Origin of the sequence: Bordetella saccharivorans, from assembly GCF_045862855.1 — a bacterium.
GTDB classification, from domain to species: domain Bacteria; phylum Pseudomonadota; class Gammaproteobacteria; order Burkholderiales; family Burkholderiaceae_B; genus Bordetella_A; species Bordetella_A petrii_F.
The window spans coordinates 2,271,277-2,288,545 of record NZ_BAAFZO010000001.1 but is presented as its reverse complement, the minus strand read 5'-3'; the positions used below and the strand labels follow the sequence as shown (position 1 = coordinate 2,288,545).

Here is a 17,269-nt window from a genome sequence, read left to right as displayed (position 1 = left end):
AACCCGCCGTGCTCACCGTCACCCAACTCAAGAAGCGCTTCGGCGGCCTGGTCGCGCTGCAGGGCGTGGACCTGCGCGTGCCGCCGCGCTCGATCCTGGGCATCATCGGCATGAACGGCTCGGGCAAGACCACCCTGCTGAACTGCATCAACGGCATTTACCGCCCGGACGCCGGCAGCATCGCGCTGGGCGGCCAGGACATCACCGGCAAGCCCACGCACGAGGTCGCCCGCCAGGGCATCGGCCGCACCTTCCAGGTGCCGCGCGTGTTCGCCCACCTGAGCCTGCTCGACAACCTCGACGTGGCGCAGCAGCAGACCGGCCGCGGCGCCGACGAGCGCTATGCGCAGTCGGAGTACTGGCTGCGCAAGGTCGAGCTGCACCGCCTGCGCCACAACCACGCCGAGGAACTGTCGGGCGGCCAGCAGAAGCTGCTGGAGCTGGCCCGCATCATGGCGGCGCGGCCGCGCCTGGTGCTGCTGGACGAGCCTTTCGCCGGCGTCAACCCGTCGCTGGCGCAGCTGCTGATCGGCGTGATCCGCGAACTGCCCGCCGAGCACGATTGCGCGGTGGTGCTGGTGTCGCACGACCTGACCTCTATCTACCAGCTCTCGCACCACATCGTCGTCATGAACGAAGGCGCCATCCTCAGCGAGGGCAATGCCGAACACGTGCGCGCCGACCCGCGCGTGATCGAGGCCTACCTGGGAGCCTGACCATGGCCGACGCGCCCGCCCTGTCGCTGGAACACGCCACGGTCGCCTACCACGGCGACATCACCATCCTGAACGACGTCAGCGTGCAGGCGCGCGCCGGCCAGGTCACCGGCATCATCGGCCCGAACGGCGCCGGCAAATCCACGGTGCTCAAGACCCTGTTCGGCTTCCTGCCGCTGCGCGCCGGCCGCATCACGCTGCACGGCCAGGACATCAGCCGCCAGCCCTCGCACCAGCGCGCCGCCAGCGGCGTGGCCTTCGTGCCGCAGCACCGCAGCCTGTTCGGCGAATTGTCGGTCGAGGACAACCTGCTGCTGGGCTGCTGGCCGTTCCGCGGCGACAAGGCGCGCGTGCGGCGCCGCATCGACGCCGTCTACCAGCGTTTCCCGGTGCTGGCCGCCAAGCGCCGCGACCCCGCCGCCAGCATGAGCGGCGGCCAGCAGCGCTTCGTGGAGTTCGGCCGCGCCCTGCTCATCGAGCCGTCGGTGATCCTGCTCGACGAACCCACCGCCATGCTGGCGCCGAAGATCTCCAAGGAAATCTACGCGCTGATCCGCGGCTTCGCCGACGAAGGCATGACGGTGGTGCTGGTGGACCAGAACGTGCGCCGCTGCGCCGAGATCGCCGACCGCATGGTCATCCTGGAGCTGGGCCGCAACAAGGCCGAGGGCACGCGCGAACAGTTCGGCCACGACGGCGGGCTGCGCGACATGGTGGCGTCCTGGATGGACTACCAGATCGACTAGGGCCCACGCGCCCCGGGCGCCGCCCTAGACCCGCTCGCCCTGCGCGCCGTAGCCGCGCGCCAGGCGTTCATAGTTGTTCTTCAGGATGATGCCGGCGTAGTAGACATGCTCGCGCATCAGGGCTTCGGCGCGCGCGCCGTCGCGCGCAATGATGGCGGTGACGATGCGGTGGTGATCATCGTGCGAGCGCAGGATGATGCCGTGGTCTTCCCACAGGATGATGCGGTCCGAGGCATACGGGATGGCCTGGGCCTGCGCCGCGAAACGCCGCAGCCACGGGTTGCCCGCCGCTTCCAGGATGGTGTTGTGCAGCGTGATGTTGACCTGCTGGTAGGGCAGGTGGTCCTCCGGCAGCAGCACGCCCTTGCCCAGGATGCGGTCGCCCTCGTCCAGGCAGTTCTTCAGCACCGCCACCGCGTCGTTGCTCAGGCCGGCATGCGCCGCGCGCCGGCACGCCAGCCCTTCCAGCGTGGCGCGCACCTCGTAGGCGGCCACGATCTCGTCCAGGTCGTAGGCGCGCACGGTATAGCCGCGCTTGGGCATGTGCTCCAGCAGGCCTTCGCTGCCCAGGGTGGCCAGCGCCGCCCGCACCGGCGTGCGCGACACGCCCAGCATCTCGGCCAGGGGGATTTCCTCCAGCCGCGCGCCGGGGCTGAACTTGCCGTGCAGGACCCAGTCGCGCAGGGTTTCGGTGACGTGTTGGGAAAGGGTGTCCATGCCCGTTATTGTATACACGAAGAATACATGGACCATTCTTCCCGGGTCGATTAACTCAAAATACCGGGTATATCCGCTCTTGCAAGGGTTAGTCCCTATACTCGCCAAACTTCCATGTATACATAATCATCCGAACTCTAGCTTTCTCCATGCTGCAAAAGATGGCCTGGCGGCCACTATCCGGGGGAATTCGATGGCCAATGTATCCACGCCCGCCAGCGGCGACACCGCGTCGCTGGCATTGGTAACGGGAGCCGGCGGCGGCATCGGGGCAGCGGTCTGCCGCGCGCTCGCCGCGGCCGGCCAGCGCGTGGTCGCGGCCGACCTCGACGCCAGCCGCGCCCGGCGCGTGGCCGACGAGCTGGGCCGGCCGCACCTGGCCCACGCCTTCGACGTCAGCGACGAACAGGCGGTGGAGAGCGCCTTCGAGGACATCGAACAACAGCACGGCCCGATCGGCACCCTGGTATGCGCCGCCGGGCTGCTGCTGTTCCAGCCCGATGGCGAACGGCCGCTGATCAAGAACACCTCGCTGGAGCTGTGGGAACGCAGCTTCGCCGTCAACGCGCGCGGCGTATTCCTGTGCGGGCGCGCCTACCTGCGCCGGCGCGAGCAGCGCCCCGTGCGGCACGGCCGCGTCATCACCTTCAGTTCGGTGGCCGCGCAATTGGGCGGCTACCGTTCCAGCGCCTCGTACATCGCCGCCAAGTCGGCGGTGCTGGGCCTGACCAAGGCCATGGCGCGCGAAGCCGCGCCCCTGGGCATTACCGTCAACGGCATCGCGCCCGGCCTGATCGACACCGACATGCTGCGCGCCACGGTCACCAGCAGCGGCGCGCTGGCGACCGCGGCGCAGGCCATCCCGCTGGGCCGCATCGGCACGGCGGAGGAAGTGGCCGACGCGGTGCGCTACCTGGCCTCGGAAACGGCGGGCTACATCACCGGCAGCATCATCGACGTCAACGGCGGCTATCGCATGCAGTAGGCAGGCTCGCCGCGCGCCCTCGCGCACCCACAAGAGCAACAGGAGACAAGCATGAAATCGCACAGTCGTCTTGCGACGGCGGCCGCCCTGGCGGCGCTGGCCGTCGCCTCATCGGCCTGGGCCCAGGCCGAGCCCGGCATCACCGACAAGAGCATCCGGATCGGGCTGTTCTCGCCGCTGTCCGGCAGCGGCATGGCCTACGGCTTCGACGTGGTCAACGCGGCGCGCATGTGGTACGACAAGGTCAACCAGGAAGGCGGCGTGCACGGCCGCAAGATCGAGCTGGTGATCGAGGACGACCGCTGCAACGCCAACGACCTCGTCGCCGCAGTGAAGAAGCTGACCGAGCAGGACCGCGTGTTCATGCTCAACGGCGGTTCGTGCTCGGCGGCGGTGGTGGCCGCGCGCGAGTATGTCGAGCGCAGCAAGATCCCGCTGGTCATGCTCAACGCCTCCGGCGACGGCGCGCTGTACCCGCCCTCGCCTTACATCTACGGCGCCTTCTCGATCTCGCAGCACGCGGTGGGCGGTTCCATGGTGCAGTTCGCGGCGGAGCATCTCAAGGCGGCCAAGATCGGCTACATCAACCACGACGACGCCTACGGCGGCTGGAACCTGGAAGCGGCGCAGGCCCAGGCCAGGCACCTGGGCAACGTGGCGCTGCAAGTCCAGTCGGTCAACCCGTCCATCACCGACGTCACCGCGCCGATGCTGAAGATCCGCGCCGCCAATCCGGACGTGCTGCTGCTGACCACCTATGCACGGCCGGCCGCGCTCATCATCAAGAAGGCCCACCAGCTGGGCTGGACCAAGCCCATCGTGCTGGCGGTCAACGGCACGGCGGACCTGAAGCAGCTGGTCGAGAACGTCGGCGACCCGGCCGCCTTCAAGAACGTGTACATCCAGGACGTGCTGGCCGACCTGCCGGGCGGCCCCAAGGTGGCATGGGTGTACGAACTGTACAAGAAGGCCTACCCTGACCTGGCGGCCAAGCCGGGCCATCCCCAGAGCTACATGCCCTATGGCATCCCGTCGGCCATGGCGGTGGTGAACGCGCTCGAGGCGGCCGGCCCGCAGCCCACCCGCGAAAAAGTGCTGAAGGCGCTGGAAACCATGAAGTTCGACTCCGGCGTGATGGCCGGCCCCATCGCCTTCGGCCCCAATGACCGCGCGGCGCAGGAAGCGGCCATCTACATCAAGTTCGACGGCAAGGCCATGACCCTGGTGCCCGGCGCCTACGCCAGCGTGTGGCAGTACCAGCCGTAGGACCCGCGCACCCATGAGCTACGGCGACATCTGGCTGTTCCTGCAACAGGGCGTGCTGTCCGGCCTGGTCACCGGCAGCGTGTACGCGCTGCTGGCGATCGCGGTGGTGATCATCTTCAAGACCACCGACGTGCCCAACTTCGCGCAGGGCGAGATCTTCATGCTGGGCGGCTACATCGCCCTGTTCCTGATGCTGGTGGCCGGCTGGCGCTACGCGGCCGCCATCGTCGTGACGCTGGCGGCGGTGGCCGCGCTGTCCGGCCTGTTCCAGCGCATGGTGATGGAGCGCGTCATCGCCTCGAAGGGCGTCGGCGTGCAGCTGGTGATCGCCACGCTGGGCTTGGCCTATGCGCTCAAGGGGCTGGTGCGGCAAAGCGGGCTGGGCGACACGCCGCGCTCGCTGCCGTCGCTGCTGCCCGGCGACCCCGTCATCATCGGCGACGCCGTGCTCACCACGCTGGACCTGGCCATCTTCGCCACGGCGGTGCTGGTCATGTTGCTGCTGTTCGCCATGTTCGCCTACACGCGCGCCGGCAAGGCCATGCGCGCGGTCGGCATGAACCCCAAGGCGGCACGGCTGGTGGGCGTCAACCTGGCGCGCATCCGCATGATGGTGTGGGCCCTGTCCGGCCTGATCTCGGCCGTCGCGGCCCTGCTCATCACGCCCAAGATCCTCATCACGCCGGACATCGGCCACATCGCTATCCTGGCCTACGCGGCCGCCATCGTCGGCGGTATCAACAGCGTGCCGGGCGCGGTGCTGGGCGGCTTCGTGATCGGCATCGCCGAGAACCTGGTCGGCCTGTTCATCTCCACCAACGCCATCGTGGTCGCGCCCTTCGTCGCCATCATGGTGGTGCTGCTGCTGCGCCCGCAAGGCCTGCTGGGCGGCAAACTGCAGGTGAAGAAAGTATGAGCGCCCATTTCGACCGCATCCTGCTGGCGCTGGCCGCCCTGCTGCTGGCCGCGCTGCCGTTCGTGGCGAGCGGCTACGTGCTGTACCTGGTGAACCTGCTGATGGTGTTCATGGTGCTGGCGCTGGGCCTGCACCTGGTGATCGGCGAAACCGGCCAGTTCGCCCTGTCGCACGCCGCCTTCTACGGCGTCGGCATCTACACGGCCGGGCTCATCAACAACCTGTGGCATCCGCCCTTCCCGGTCTCGATCGCCGCCGGCGGCCTGCTGGCCGCCGCGCTCGGCTTCGTGATCGGCGCGCTGGCGCTGCGCATGCGCGACATCTACCTGGCGCTGTCGACCTTCGCCTTCGGCGAGGCGATGCAATGGGTGTTCCTGAACTGGCAGGCCGTGACCAATGGCTCGAACGGGCTGCGCCTGTCGCCGGCCAGCCTGTTCGGCTACGAGCTGGTGTCCGATACGCGCGCCTATCCCTTCGTCGTGATCCTGGCGGCGCTGCTGTTGTGGGCCACGGTGGCGCTGTGCCGCTCGCAGCTCGGCTCGGCGTTCCGGGCCGTGCGCGAAAGCGAAGTGGCGGCGCAGGCCATGGGCGTGAACGTCAACGCCGTCAAGCGCACCGCCTTCACCCTGTCGGCCGCGTACGCCGGCGTCGCCGGCGGCATGTACACCCTGTTCGCCTCGTATATCCACCCCGAAAGCCTGGGCTTCCAGACCACCATCCTGGTACTGACCATGGTGGTGGTGGGCGGCATCGGCTCGGTGCGCGGCGCCATCGCCGGGGCCATCGGCTTCGGGCTGATCTCGGAACTGCTGCGCCAGGCGCTGTCGTTCCAGGAGATCTTCTACGGCCTGATCCTGATGGGCTTCATGATGTTCGCGCCGCGCGGCCTGTTCGCCGGCCGCGCCAGGAGGCCCGCATGAGCGCCGCCCCCGCCTGCCTGAGCGTGGCAGGCCTGACCGTCAAGTTCGGCGGCCTGACCGCCATCAACGCCCTGTCGATGGAAGTCGAGCGCGGTCGCATCCACGCGCTGATCGGCCCGAACGGCGCCGGCAAGTCCACCACCTTCAATTGCATTTCACGCTACTACCGCCCGTCGGCTGGCCGCATCATCTACGAGGGCCAGGACATCACCCGCCAGCCGCCCCACCGGATGGCGGCGCTGGGCATCGCCCGCACCTTCCAGAACCTGGAGCTGTTCGGCGCGCTCAGCGCATGCGAGAACGTGCTGCTGGGTACCTACACCCATGCCGCGGCCCACCGCGCCGCGCGGCTGTGCCCGGCCCCGGCGGCGGCGCGCGAGTTCGCCGACCACCTGCTCGAACGGGTCGGCCTGGCCGCCTATCGGGACACGCCCGCCGCCGGCCTGGACTTCGGGCGCCAGAAGATGCTGGAGCTGGCCCGCGCGCTGGCCATCCGGCCGCGCCTGCTGCTGCTGGACGAGCCCGCCGCCGGGCTGCGCAACCGCGAGATCGAGACGCTCGACCGCCTGCTCACCGAGCTGTGCGAACGCGACGGCATCACGGTGCTGCTGGTCGAGCACGTAATGCAGCTGGTCATGTCCATCTCGGACCGCATCACCGTCATGTCGTTCGGCCAGAAGATCGCCGAAGGCAGCCCGGCGCAAGTGCGCGACGATCCGCGCGTCATCGAGGCCTACCTGGGCAAGGGAGCGACCCATGGCTGAAGCCTTGCTGGAACTGAGCGGGGTGTCGGCCGCCTACGGCAACATCCAGGCGCTGCACGACGTATCGCTGCGCGTCCCGCAGGGTGCCATCGTCGCGCTGCTGGGCGCCAACGGCGCCGGCAAATCGACCACCCTCAATGTCGTCTCGCGGCTGGTCAATGCCAGCACCGGCACGGTGCGCTTCGACGGCGAGCCGATCCAGCGGCTGCCGGCCGATGCCGTCGTGCGGCGCGGCATCGTGCAGGTGCCGGAAGGACGCGAGATCTTCCGCGAGATGAGCGTGCGCGAGAACCTGGAAATGGGCGCCTACCTGCGCGCCGACCGGGCGGCCGCGCGCGCCGACATGGAGCGGATCTTCGACACTTTCGCGCGCCTGCGCGAGCGGCGCGACCAGAAGGCCGCCACGCTGTCCGGCGGCGAGCAGCAGATGCTGGCCATCGGCCGCGCCATGATGGCGCGCCCGCGCATGATCCTGCTGGACGAGCCGTCCATGGGCCTGGCGCCGCTGGTGATCGAGCAGATCTTCGAGATCGTGCGAAGCCTGAACCGCGAACAGGGCATGACCATCCTGCTGGTGGAACAGAACGTCAAGCTGGCGCTGGCCGTCTCCAGCCATGCCTACATCCTCGAGAACGGCGAGATCGCGCTGCAAGGCGAATCCGCCGCGCTGGCGCGCGACGCCAGCGTGCAGCGCGCGTACCTGGGCGGCTAGGGCCATGTCCGCGCCATTCACGTCCCTGATCCGGCGCCCCGCCGCCCCCACCACCCGGAGACTGTCATGCCGCTCATGATGCAAGACAAGCTGGCCCTGGTCACCGGCGCGGCGCGCGGCCTGGGCGCCGCCATCGCGCAGGCGCTGGCGCGCGAAGGCGCGATCGTGCTGGCGGCCGACCGCGACGCCGCCGGCGCGGCCGCCTGCGCGCAGGCCCTCGCGCAGGCCGGCGGCCGGGCCCATGCGCTGGCCCTGGACGTGACCGACCGCGCGGCGGTACTCGACTGCGCCGCCCAGGTGCGCGCCCGCCACGGCCCCATCGACGTGCTGGTCAACAATGCCGGCATCTCGGCGCGCGCCGCCTTCGACGCCCCCGACGCGCCCGCCGTGTGGGACCGCGTGCTCGACGTCAACCTGCAAGGCGTCTTCAACGTCACCCACGCCTTCGTGCCGGCCCTCAAGGAAACCCGCGGCGCCATCGTCAACCTGAGCAGCATCGTGGCCTACGGCGCCGGCATTTCCACCGCGGGCTACGTGGTGTCCAAGGGCGGTGTGCGCTCGCTGACCCAAGTGCTGGCGCGCGACTTGGCCCCGCACGGCATCCGCGTCAATGCGGTGGCGCCCGGCCTGATGGAAACCGACATGACCGCCGGCCAGCGCGCCCAGGCCGGAGGCACCGACTGGTATATGCGGCGCGCGCCCATGGCCCGTGCCGGCCGGGCCGACGAGATCGCCGGCCCGGTGCTGTTCCTGGCCTCGGACCTGGCCAGCTACGTGACCGGCGCGGTATTGCCGGTGGATGGCGGGTTCCTGGCCGTGTAGAGCGCGGCCGCCGCCCCGACAAGGAGACGAAATGGAAACAGCAATCGCGCTGGTCACCGGCGGCGCCAGCGGCATGGGGCTGGCGATCGCCGAACGCCTGGCGCGCGACGGCTTCCGCGTGGTGCTGGCCGACCGCAACGCCGAACTGGCGCCGCGCGCCGCCGAGGGCCTGCGCGCGCAGGGCCTGCGGGCCGAGCACCGGGTGGTCGACCTGACCGACGAGGACGCCGCGCGCGCCCTGGTGCGCGACCTGTCGCCCCTGGCGGCCCTGATCAACAATGCCGGCGTGTTCGACGAGCGCGCCTTCTTCGACGTGACGGGCGCCGACTTCCGGCGCGCCTATGAAGTCAACCTGGTGGCGGCGGCCACCTTGACGCAGGAAGCGGCGCGCACCATGGCGCCCGGCGCCAAGGTCGTCAACATCGCGTCGCGCGCCTGCCTGGGCGCGCGCAACCACCCTCACTACGTGGCCTCCAAGGCCGCGCTGGTCGGCTATACGCGGGCCGCCGCCATGGAGCTGGCGCCGCGCGGCATCCTGGTCAACGCCATCGCGCCGGGCCTGATCGACACGCCGCTGCTGCGCGCCCTGACGCCGCAGCGGCTGGCCGCGCAACTGGCCCTGCAGCCCACCGGGCGCGCCGGCGCGCCGTGCGACGTCGCCAACGCCGTGTCGTTCCTGGCCGCGCCGCACATGGACTTCATCACCGGCCAGGTGCTGTTCGTGGACGGCGGCAAGTCGCTGGGCGGTTCGGGAGCCTGACGCACATGGATACTCCGCGCTGGAACAGCGAAGTCGATGTCATCGTGGTCGGCTCGGGCGCCGCCGGCATGACTGCCGCCCTCACCTCCCATACGGAAGGCCTGCAGGTGCTGCTGGTGGAAAAAACCGGCCGCATCGGCGGCTCCACCGCCATCTCGGGCGGTGCGCTGTGGCTGCCCTTGAACGACCAGTCCGCCGCGGCCGGCCATCCCGACACCTACGAACAAGCCTGGGCCTACCTGGACCAGACCGTGGGCGACGCGGCGCCCGCCGTGCTCAAGCGCGCCTACCTGGAGGCCGCGCCGCGCGTGCTGCGATACCTGGCCGGGCACGGCCTGCTGGAGGCGGTCGCCCGGCGCGCCTCGCCCGACTATTACCCGGACCGCCCCGGCGCCGCGCTGGGCGGGCGTTCGCTCGACCCGGCCGAGTTCGACGGCCGGCGGCTGGGCCGCCGCCTCTTCCGCGAATTGCGCGACCCGCTGCCGGAATTCCTGGTGCTGGGCGGCATGATGGTGTCGGTGGCCGACGTGCGCCACCTGCTCAATGCCACGCGCAAGTTCGAGTCGTGGCGCCATGCCATGACACTGGTCCTGCGCTACGGCGCCGACCGCCTGCGCGGCTACCATCGCGGCACGCGCCTGTTGCTGGGCAACGCGCTGGCCGGGCAACTGTTCCACGCGCTGCTGCAGCGGCAGGTGCCTTATTGGCTCGACACACCTGCCGTGGCCCTGCATCGCGACGCCGCCGGCCGCGCCAGCGGGCTCACGGTGCGACGCGCCGGCCAGGCCTGGCACGTGCGGGCACGGCGCGGCATCGTGCTGGCCACTGGCGGCTTTCCCTGGGACCGGGCACGCCGCGCCCAGGCCTATCCGCAGCCCACCGGCGCCTGGTCGATGGCGCCGCAAGGCAATACCGGCGACGGCATCCGCCTGGCGCTCGAGGCCGGCGCCACCCTCGGGCCGCGCCCGGCCAGCCCGGCCTTCTGGGCCCCGGTCTCCATCCTGACCCGCCCGGACGGCAGCCAGGTGCGCTACCCGCACCTGGTATGGGACCGCGCCAAGCCGGGCCTGATCGCGGTCAACGGCGCCGGCCGCCGCTTCGTCAACGAATCGGCGTCGTACCATGAGTTCGTGCTGGCGATGTACCGCTCGCACCGCGAGACGCCGTCGATCCCGGCCTTCCTCATCTGCGACCGGCAGTTCATCGATACCTGGGGCCTGGGGCTGGCGCTGCCGGGCGGACGCCCGCGCCGCCACCTGATCGAGTCCGGCTACCTGCACGAGGCCGCCACCCTGGCCGAACTGGCCGCGCGCCTGAAGCTGCCCGCCGACGCCTTGCAGGACACGGTGGCGCGCTACAACGCCCACGCCAGCCAGGGCATCGACCCGGACTTCGGCAAGGGCGGCACTGCCTACAACCGCTACCTGGGCGACCCCGACCACCGCCCCAACCCCTGCCTGGCGCCGCTGGGCGCCGGCCCCTACTACGCCGTGCAGGTGGTCGCGGGCGACATCGGCACGGCCTGGGGGCTGGCGACCGACGAGCACGCGCGCGTCCTGGACCCGCATGGCGCACCCATCGGCGGGCTCTATGCCGCCGGCAACGACATGCACTCGGTCATGGGCGGCGCCTACCCCGGCCCTGGCATTACGCTGGGTCCGGCATTAACCTTCGGCTGGTTGGCCGCCCGGCACCTGGCCGGCGCGTCCCCAGCGACCCTACCCGAGGAGACCGCATGAAAATCTATTTCTCCCCCGCCTCGCCGTTCGTGCGCAAATGCATGGTGGTGGCGCACGAAACCGGCCAGGCCGGCCGTGTCGAGAAGCTGCCCAGCGCCGCCCACCCGGTCAACCGCGACCGCGTCATCATCGCCAGCAACCCGCTCGGCCAGGTGCCCACCCTGCTCACCGACGACGGCCAGGCGCTCTACGACAGCCGCGTCATCTGCGAATACCTGGACCACCTCGGCGGCGGCAAGCTGTTCCCGGCCGCCGGCCCGGCGCGCTGGCAGGCGCTGGCCGACCAGGCGCTGGCCGACGGCATCCTCGGCGCCGCGCTGCTGGCGCGCTACGAGACCACCGTGCGCCCCGAGCCGAACCGCTGGAGCGGCTGGATCGACGGCCAGATGGGCAAGGTGGCCGACGCGCTGGCGCAGTTCGAGCGCCGCGCCGCCGGCTTCGGCGACCGCCTCGACATCGGCACCATCACCCTGGGCTGCGCGCTCGGCTACCTGGATTTCCGCTACCCGGACTACGACTGGCGCGCCAGCCACCCGGCCTGCGCGGCCTGGTACGCAGGCTTCGGCGAGCGCCCCTCGATGCGCGCGACCGCCCCCGAGGCGCGCCCCGCATAGCGGCGTTCCGGGGCGGCCCGGGCCGCCCCGGCGCACGTGCCGCGGGCTTCTATTCTTATTACCAGAATGACTTAGACAGCGCGCTCTAGCGGCTGTTACGGTTATGAGCATAGAACCCTGCGGCGCCGGGCGGCGGCGCGTTCGCGCGTCCGCCCCGCCCGTGCCGGCCTACTGCCCGCCGCAGGTTGTTCCCCAGCGCCCCACCGGGCGCCCCCACAAGGGCAACCTGCCATGTATGTGTACGATCCCGTCGATCAACAACTCGTCGAACAGCGCGTCGCGCAGTTCACCGACCAGACCCAGCGCTTCCTGAACGGCCAGCTCAGCGAAGACGATTTCCGCACCCTGCGCCTGCAGAACGGCCTGTACATCCAGCGCCACGCGCCCATGCTGCGCATCGCCATCCCCTACGGCCTGCTGGCCGCGCGGCAGCTGCGCACGCTGGCGCACATCGCGCGCACCTGGGACCGCGGCTACGGCCACTTCAGCACGCGCCAGAACATGCAGTTCAACTGGCCCAGGCTGGAAGACGTGCCGACCATCCTGGCCGAACTGGCCAAGGTGCAGATGCACTCCATCCAGACCAGCGGCAACTGCATCCGCAACACCACCTCCGACCACTTCGCCGGCATCGCGCCCGACGAACTGGTGAACCCGCTGGTGTGGTGCGAGATCATCCGCCAGTGGTCCACGCTGCACCCCGAATTCGCCTTCCTGCCGCGCAAGTTCAAGATCGCGGTCAGCGGCGCCGAGGAAGACCGCGCCGCCGTCGGCGTGCACGACATCGGCCTGCAGGCCGTCGAGCGCGACGGCGTGCTGGGCTTTCGCGTCTGGGTGGGCGGCGGCCTGGGCCGCACCCCCATGGTCGGGCACCTGATCAACCCGTTCGTCGAATGGCAGCACCTGCTCACCTACCTGCAGGCCGCGCTGCGGGTCTACAACATGCACGGCCGGCGCGACAACAAGTTCAAGGCGCGCATCAAGATCCTGGTCAAGGACCTGACGCCGGAAGTCTACGCCCGGCAAGTCGACGAACAGTGGCAGCTGATCAAGGGCGGCCCGGACACGCTGACCCAGGAATACGTCGACACCATCGCCGGCCGCTTCACCTGGCCCGCATACGACGCGGCCGCCGCCGGCGAGCCCGACCCCACTGAGATGCACGCGGCGGCCCACCCGGCCTTCGCGCACTGGCTGCGCCGCAACGTGCATGCCCACAAAGTGCCAGGCTATGCCGCCGTCACCCTGTCGCTCAAGCCCACCGGCGTGCCGCCCGGCGACATCACGGCCGACCAGATGGAAGCCGTGGCCGACCTGTCCGAACGCTACGGCCATGGCGAAGTGCGCGTCTCGCACGAGCAGAACCTGGTGCTGGCCGACGTGCGCCGCGCGCAGCTGTTCGAGCTGTGGCAGGAACTGCGCGCGCTCAACATGGCCACGCCCAACATCGGCCTGCTGACCAACATCATCTCGTGCCCCGGCGGCGACTTCTGCGCCCTGGCCAACGCCGTCTCGATCCCGGTGGCCGAAGCCATCCAGCGCCGCTTCGACAACCTGGACTACCTGTTCGAAATCGGCGAGCTCGACCTCAACATCTCGGGCTGCATCAACGCCTGTGGCCACCACCACGTCGGCCATATCGGCATCCTCGGCGTCGACAAGAACGGCGAGGAGTGGTATCAGGTGACCATCGGCGGCCGCCAGAACGGCGCGGCCAAGCCGCTGCCCGACCTGCAATCGCTGCGCGGCGGCGGCGCCGCCATCGGCCGCATCATCGGCCCCTCGTTCGCGCGCGAGCAAGTGCCCGACGTGGTCGAGCAACTGGTGCGCACCTACCTGCGCCTGCGCGACAGCGACGCCGAGCGCTTCATCGACGTGGTCGACCGCGTCGGCATCGCTCCGTTCAAAGAAGACGTCTATTCCGACCCGGCGGTGGCCAAGTCCGCCCCGGCGCAAGCCCGCGAGGTTGCCCATGCCTGATGCCATTGCCGCCAACGATGGCGTGCCCCACCTGATCCGCCACGGCCGCCTGCAAGACAACGATGCGCGCGTATTCGCACCCGAAGCCGACAGCGAGCCCGGCGCCCAGCTGCCGCCCGACGAACCGGGCTGGATCGTCCCCCTGCCGGTCTGGAACGCGGCGCGCGACACGCTGCGCCAGCGCCGGCATCCGGTGGCGGTGCTGCTGGCGCCGGCCACCAACCTGCAAGACCTGGTCGGCGAGGCGGGCCGGGTGCCCGAAGGCATCGCCTTCATCGCCATCGACTTCCCCCTCTACACCGACGGGCGCGGCTACTCGCTAGCGCAACTGCTGCGCACGCGCCACGGCTGGCAAGGCGAGCTGCGCGCGCTGGGCGACGTCATGATCGACACCATCCACTACCAGGCGCGCGTCGGCTTCGACAGCTTCCTGGTCAAGCCGGGCCACGACCCGCACCAGGCCCTGGCGGCGTTCAAGACCTTCACGGTGCACTACCAGAAGACCTATCCCAAGCCCCGGCCGCCGGAACTGCTGGCCGCCTGACCTGTACGGCAGACGAGGCGTGTGCGCCCGACGCAGGGCCGCACGCACCGAGGTGTCAGACACCCCATGGGGTGTCTGACACCTATGCCGTCGGAATAGCGGCCGCACACTCGGGTGGCTGAGAGGTGTCAGGCACCCTGCGGGTGCCTGACACCTGAAACAGTTGCGTGGAGGCCAGGAAAACCACCCGGCATGCGAACGCGCCTACATGCCTTCCCAATGCGGGCCGGGCACGTGGATGTCGAACAATTCCAGCACGCGCGCGACGGTGTGGTCGACCATCTGCTCGATCGACTCGGGGCGGTGATAGAACGCCGGCAGCGGCGGGAAGATGATGCCGCCCATTTCCGTGACGGCGGTCATGTTGCGCAGGTGCGCCAGGTTGAACGGCGTTTCGCGCACCATCAGCACCAGGCGGCGCCGCTCTTTCAGGGTGACGTCGGCCGCGCGCGTGATGAGGTTGTCCGACAGCCCGTGCGCCACGGCGGCCAGCGTGCGCATCGAGCACGGCACGATCACCATGCCGGCGGTCTGGAAGGCGCCGCTGGCCAGCGTGGCCCCCACGTCGCGCACGCTGTGCACGTGGTCGGCCAGGGCCTGGACTTCGTGGCGGCCGATGTCGAGCTCGTGCTTGATGTTCAGCACGCCCGAGGCGGACACCACCAGGTGCGACTCGACGTCGTCGACGCCGCGCAGCGCCTGCAGCAGGCGCACCGCGTACAGGGCGCCGGTGGCGCCCGTGATGCCGACGACCAGCCGTCGCGGGGACGTCATGCGGTCGTGGCGCCGGCGCCGTCCAGCAGCGTCTTCAGTTCGCCGCTCTCGTTCATCTCGGTCATGATGTCCGAACCGCCGATGAACTCGCCGCTGACGTACAGCTGCGGAATGGTCGGCCAGTTGGAATATTCCTTGATGGCCTGGCGCACTTCGTCGTCCTCGAGCACGTTCACGGTGACGAGTTTCTTCACGCCACAGTCTTTCAGGATCTGGATCGCGCGGCCCGAGAACCCGCATTGCGGAAACTGCGCGCTGCCCTTCATGAACAGCACGACGGGGTGCTGCGTGACGGTTTCGCGGATGAATTCTTGCACGTCGCTCATGGTGGTCTCACAAACAGGAAAAGCGGAATGAATCCATTATAGGGACCCGCCGGAAATCCGCTCGATTCCGGCCAGGTCGCGCCGACTGGCCACCTGGCCGAAGCCGGCGGCAAGCAGCAACTGCCGTACCGCGGCGGCCTGGTCCCAGCCGTGCTCCACCCACAGGGCGCCGCCGGGGCGCAGCCGGGCGGCCGCGCCGGCCACGATGGCGGCCAGGTCGCGCAGGCCGTCGGCGCCGTCGGTCAGGGCACGGCGCGGCTCGAAGCGCAGGTCGCCGCGCCGCATGTGCTCGTCGTCGCGGGCAATGTACGGCGGGTTGGAGACGATCAGGTCGTAGCGGGCCCGCGCCGGCAGGGCGTCATACCAGCTGCCCTGCGCGAAATCGACCCGCGCGCCCAGGCGCGCGGCATTGCGCACCGCCACCTGCAGCGCCGCCGCGCTGGCGTCGGTGGCGGTCACCGACACCACTTGCGGCGCGCCCAGGGCGATCGACACGGCGATCACCCCGCTGCCCGTGCCCAGGTCGAGCACGGCGGCCTCGGGATGGCCGGCCAGCCACTGCAGCGCGGTCTCGACCAGCAGCTCGGTCTCGGGCCGCGGGATCAGCACGTCCGGCGTGACCGCGAAATCGTGCCCCATGAACTCGCGGTGGCCCACCAGGTACGCCATGGGCTCGCCGGCCAGGCGGCGCGTCACCAGGGCCTGGTACTGCTGCGCCTGCCAGGGCTCGATCGGGTCGGTGTCGTGCGCCAGCATCCAGGCGCGTGGCTTTTGCAACACGTGTTCCAGCAGCATGCGCGCCTCCAGGCGCGGCAGGCGCGGGTCCTGCAGGAAGGTTTGCAGGATCGGGCGGTCCACGTCAGAGCTCGTCCCCCAGCGCCGCCAACTGCTCGGCCTGGTGTTCGGCGATCAGGGCGCCGGTCAGTTCTTCCAGATCGCCTTCCATGATCTGCTGCAGCTTGTACAGCGTCAGGTTGATGCGATGATCGGTGACGCGGCCCTGCGGGAAGTTATAGGTGCGGATGCGCTCGGACCGGTCGCCCGACCCCACCAGGCTCTTGCGCTCGGCGGCTTCCTTGCTCTGGCGCTCGCGCAGCTCGCGGTCCTTCAGGCGCGCGGCCAGCACCTGCATGGCCTTGTCCTTGTTGCGGTGCTGCGAGCGGTCGTCCTGGCATTCCACCACCAGCCCGGTCGGCAAGTGGGTGATACGCACCGCCGAATCGGTCTTGTTGATGTGCTGGCCGCCGGCCCCGCTGGCGCGGAACGTATCGATGCGCAGGTCCGCCGGGTTGATGACAATCTCGCCCATCGCGTCGGCCTCGGGCATCACCGCCACCGTGCAGGCCGAGGTATGGATGCGGCCCTGCGCCTCGGTGGCGGGCACTCGCTGCACGCGGTGCGCGCCCGACTCGAACTTCAGCCGGCCGTACGCGCCGTCGCCGTCGATGCGCGCGATCACTTCCTTGTAGCCGCCCAATTCGGACGGGCTTTCCGACATCAGTTCGACGCGCCAGCCGCGCTGCTCGGCGTAGCGCGAATACATGCGCAGCAGGTCGCCCGAGAACAGCGCGCTCTCGTCGCCGCCCGTGCCGGCGCGGATTTCCAGGAACAGGCTGCGCCCGTCGTTGGGATCGCGCGGCAGCAGCAGCACCTGTAGTTCCGCCTCGAGCTTTTCAAGGCGCTCGCGGCCGGACTTGAGCTCTTCCTCGGCCATCGCCTTCATGTCCGGGTCGGCCAGCATTTCCTGCGCAGTGGCCAGGTCCTCCTCGGTGCGGGCGAACTGGCCGTAGGCCTGCACCACCGGCTCCAGCTCGGCGCGCTCGCGCGACAGCTTGCGAAAGCGTTCCATATCGGCAGCGGTCTCGGGTTCGGCCAGCAGGGCATCGACCTCGATCAGGCGGTGGGACAGCTGTTCCAGCCGGCTGCGCATGGAAGATTTCATAGGGAATACCAGAAAGGCGAATAGCG

General features: G+C 69.9%; 19 protein-coding genes. 14 read left to right on the top strand and 5 right to left on the bottom strand.

Features of this window, described 5'->3' with window-relative positions; all coding sequences use genetic code 11:
- Positions 1-8 precede the first annotated feature (8 nt).
- A complete protein-coding gene (locus ACKTT0_RS11020) occupies positions 9-716 on the top strand; it encodes an ABC transporter ATP-binding protein (RefSeq protein WP_407849949.1) in 708 nt (235 codons plus the stop codon).
- Positions 717-718: 2 nt separating this feature from the next.
- A complete protein-coding gene (locus tag ACKTT0_RS11015) occupies positions 719-1,462 on the top strand; it encodes a branched-chain amino acid ABC transporter ATP-binding protein (RefSeq protein ID WP_028355282.1) in 744 nt (247 codons plus the stop codon).
- Between the two features lie 24 nt (positions 1,463-1,486).
- On the opposite strand, the gene ACKTT0_RS11010 is transcribed toward ACKTT0_RS11015, so the two are convergent.
- Positions 1,487-2,179, bottom strand: a complete 693-nt coding sequence (locus ACKTT0_RS11010; protein ID WP_028355281.1) for a GntR family transcriptional regulator — start codon at positions 2,177-2,179, stop codon at positions 1,487-1,489.
- A gap of 193 nt (positions 2,180-2,372) precedes the next feature.
- Here ACKTT0_RS11010 and ACKTT0_RS11005 point away from each other — a divergent pair, with 193 nt between their 5' ends.
- From ACKTT0_RS11005 to ACKTT0_RS10950, 12 genes are all read left to right on the top strand, one after another.
- Positions 2,373-3,164: an SDR family NAD(P)-dependent oxidoreductase gene (locus ACKTT0_RS11005; RefSeq protein ID WP_407849948.1), complete on the top strand. Its 792-nt coding sequence runs from the start codon at positions 2,373-2,375 to the stop codon at positions 3,162-3,164.
- Between the two features lie 51 nt (positions 3,165-3,215).
- Complete coding sequence (locus ACKTT0_RS11000) at positions 3,216-4,430, top strand: ABC transporter substrate-binding protein (protein WP_407849947.1); 1,215 nt, start codon at positions 3,216-3,218, stop codon at positions 4,428-4,430.
- Between the two features lie 13 nt (positions 4,431-4,443).
- On the top strand, positions 4,444-5,346 hold the full coding sequence (locus tag ACKTT0_RS10995) for a branched-chain amino acid ABC transporter permease (RefSeq protein ID WP_407849946.1): 903 nt from the start codon (positions 4,444-4,446) through the stop codon (positions 5,344-5,346).
- Positions 5,343-6,266, top strand: a complete 924-nt coding sequence (locus ACKTT0_RS10990; protein ID WP_407849945.1) for a branched-chain amino acid ABC transporter permease — start codon at positions 5,343-5,345, stop codon at positions 6,264-6,266. The genes ACKTT0_RS10995 and ACKTT0_RS10990 overlap by 4 nt, the downstream gene beginning before the upstream one ends.
- Positions 6,263-7,030, top strand: coding sequence for an ABC transporter ATP-binding protein (locus ACKTT0_RS10985; protein WP_407849944.1), 768 nt, complete (start codon positions 6,263-6,265; stop codon positions 7,028-7,030). The genes ACKTT0_RS10990 and ACKTT0_RS10985 overlap by 4 nt, the downstream gene beginning before the upstream one ends.
- Positions 7,023-7,742 (top strand): ABC transporter ATP-binding protein, encoded by a 720-nt coding sequence (locus tag ACKTT0_RS10980; RefSeq protein WP_407849943.1) that lies wholly within the window; start codon positions 7,023-7,025, stop codon positions 7,740-7,742. Before ACKTT0_RS10985 ends, ACKTT0_RS10980 begins: the two co-directional genes overlap by 8 nt.
- 66 nt (positions 7,743-7,808) lie before the next feature.
- On the top strand, positions 7,809-8,564 hold the full coding sequence (locus ACKTT0_RS10975) for an SDR family NAD(P)-dependent oxidoreductase (RefSeq protein WP_407849942.1): 756 nt from the start codon (positions 7,809-7,811) through the stop codon (positions 8,562-8,564).
- Positions 8,565-8,595: 31 nt separating this feature from the next.
- Positions 8,596-9,324 carry an SDR family NAD(P)-dependent oxidoreductase gene (locus tag ACKTT0_RS10970; RefSeq protein ID WP_407849941.1) on the top strand — a complete coding sequence of 243 codons (729 nt, stop codon included), beginning with the start codon at positions 8,596-8,598 and terminating at the stop codon, positions 9,322-9,324.
- Positions 9,325-9,329: 5 nt separating this feature from the next.
- Positions 9,330-11,063: an FAD-binding protein gene (locus ACKTT0_RS10965; RefSeq protein WP_407849940.1), complete on the top strand. Its 1,734-nt coding sequence runs from the start codon at positions 9,330-9,332 to the stop codon at positions 11,061-11,063.
- A complete protein-coding gene (locus ACKTT0_RS10960) occupies positions 11,060-11,677 on the top strand; it encodes a glutathione S-transferase (protein ID WP_407849939.1) in 618 nt (205 codons plus the stop codon). Before ACKTT0_RS10965 ends, ACKTT0_RS10960 begins: the two co-directional genes overlap by 4 nt.
- A 231-nt stretch (positions 11,678-11,908) precedes the next feature.
- Positions 11,909-13,657 (top strand): nitrite/sulfite reductase, encoded by a 1,749-nt coding sequence (locus tag ACKTT0_RS10955; protein WP_407849938.1) that lies wholly within the window; start codon positions 11,909-11,911, stop codon positions 13,655-13,657.
- Complete coding sequence (locus ACKTT0_RS10950) at positions 13,650-14,201, top strand: DUF934 domain-containing protein (RefSeq protein ID WP_407849937.1); 552 nt, start codon at positions 13,650-13,652, stop codon at positions 14,199-14,201. The genes ACKTT0_RS10955 and ACKTT0_RS10950 overlap by 8 nt, the downstream gene beginning before the upstream one ends.
- Positions 14,202-14,405: 204 nt before the next feature.
- Here ACKTT0_RS10950 and ACKTT0_RS10945 read toward each other — a convergent pair whose 3' ends face one another.
- The 4 genes from ACKTT0_RS10945 to prfA are packed head-to-tail and all read right to left on the bottom strand — an operon-like array spanning position 14,406 to position 17,243.
- Positions 14,406-14,975 (bottom strand): UbiX family flavin prenyltransferase, encoded by a 570-nt coding sequence (locus tag ACKTT0_RS10945; protein ID WP_028355269.1) that lies wholly within the window; start codon positions 14,973-14,975, stop codon positions 14,406-14,408.
- Positions 14,972-15,301 (bottom strand): Grx4 family monothiol glutaredoxin, encoded by a 330-nt coding sequence (gene grxD, locus ACKTT0_RS10940; protein ID WP_407849936.1) that lies wholly within the window; start codon positions 15,299-15,301, stop codon positions 14,972-14,974. Before grxD ends, ACKTT0_RS10945 begins: the two co-directional genes overlap by 4 nt.
- A 36-nt stretch (positions 15,302-15,337) precedes the next feature.
- A complete protein-coding gene (gene prmC / locus ACKTT0_RS10935; RefSeq protein ID WP_407852414.1) occupies positions 15,338-16,147 on the bottom strand; it encodes a peptide chain release factor N(5)-glutamine methyltransferase in 810 nt (269 codons plus the stop codon).
- Positions 16,148-16,160: 13 nt separating this feature from the next.
- Positions 16,161-17,243 carry a peptide chain release factor 1 gene (gene prfA, locus ACKTT0_RS10930; RefSeq protein WP_028355266.1) on the bottom strand — a complete coding sequence of 361 codons (1,083 nt, stop codon included), beginning with the start codon at positions 17,241-17,243 and terminating at the stop codon, positions 16,161-16,163.
- Positions 17,244-17,269 lie beyond the last annotated feature (26 nt).

Excerpts from the sequence above, each read along its gene's own strand:
- ACKTT0_RS11015 (WP_028355282.1), top strand. The coding sequence starts at position 719 with ATGGCCGACGCGCCCGCCCTGTCGCTGGAACACGCCACGGTCGCCTAC.
- ACKTT0_RS11010 (WP_028355281.1), bottom strand. The coding sequence starts at position 2,179 with ATGGACACCCTTTCCCAACACGTCACCGAAACCCTGCGCGACTGGGTC.
- ACKTT0_RS11005 (WP_407849948.1), top strand. The coding sequence starts at position 2,373 with ATGGCCAATGTATCCACGCCCGCCAGCGGCGACACCGCGTCGCTGGCA.
- ACKTT0_RS11000 (WP_407849947.1), top strand. The coding sequence starts at position 3,216 with ATGAAATCGCACAGTCGTCTTGCGACGGCGGCCGCCCTGGCGGCGCTG.
- ACKTT0_RS10995 (WP_407849946.1), top strand. The coding sequence starts at position 4,444 with ATGAGCTACGGCGACATCTGGCTGTTCCTGCAACAGGGCGTGCTGTCC.
- ACKTT0_RS10990 (WP_407849945.1), top strand. The coding sequence starts at position 5,343 with ATGAGCGCCCATTTCGACCGCATCCTGCTGGCGCTGGCCGCCCTGCTG.
- ACKTT0_RS10985 (WP_407849944.1), top strand. The coding sequence starts at position 6,263 with ATGAGCGCCGCCCCCGCCTGCCTGAGCGTGGCAGGCCTGACCGTCAAG.
- ACKTT0_RS10980 (WP_407849943.1), top strand. The coding sequence starts at position 7,023 with ATGGCTGAAGCCTTGCTGGAACTGAGCGGGGTGTCGGCCGCCTACGGC.
- ACKTT0_RS10975 (WP_407849942.1), top strand. The coding sequence starts at position 7,809 with ATGCCGCTCATGATGCAAGACAAGCTGGCCCTGGTCACCGGCGCGGCG.
- ACKTT0_RS10970 (WP_407849941.1), top strand. The coding sequence starts at position 8,596 with ATGGAAACAGCAATCGCGCTGGTCACCGGCGGCGCCAGCGGCATGGGG.
- ACKTT0_RS10965 (WP_407849940.1), top strand. The coding sequence starts at position 9,330 with ATGGATACTCCGCGCTGGAACAGCGAAGTCGATGTCATCGTGGTCGGC.
- ACKTT0_RS10960 (WP_407849939.1), top strand. The coding sequence starts at position 11,060 with ATGAAAATCTATTTCTCCCCCGCCTCGCCGTTCGTGCGCAAATGCATG.
- ACKTT0_RS10955 (WP_407849938.1), top strand. The coding sequence starts at position 11,909 with ATGTATGTGTACGATCCCGTCGATCAACAACTCGTCGAACAGCGCGTC.
- ACKTT0_RS10950 (WP_407849937.1), top strand. The coding sequence starts at position 13,650 with ATGCCTGATGCCATTGCCGCCAACGATGGCGTGCCCCACCTGATCCGC.
- ACKTT0_RS10945 (WP_028355269.1), bottom strand. The coding sequence starts at position 14,975 with ATGACGTCCCCGCGACGGCTGGTCGTCGGCATCACGGGCGCCACCGGC.
- grxD (WP_407849936.1), bottom strand. The coding sequence starts at position 15,301 with ATGAGCGACGTGCAAGAATTCATCCGCGAAACCGTCACGCAGCACCCC.
- prfA (WP_028355266.1), bottom strand. The coding sequence starts at position 17,243 with ATGAAATCTTCCATGCGCAGCCGGCTGGAACAGCTGTCCCACCGCCTG.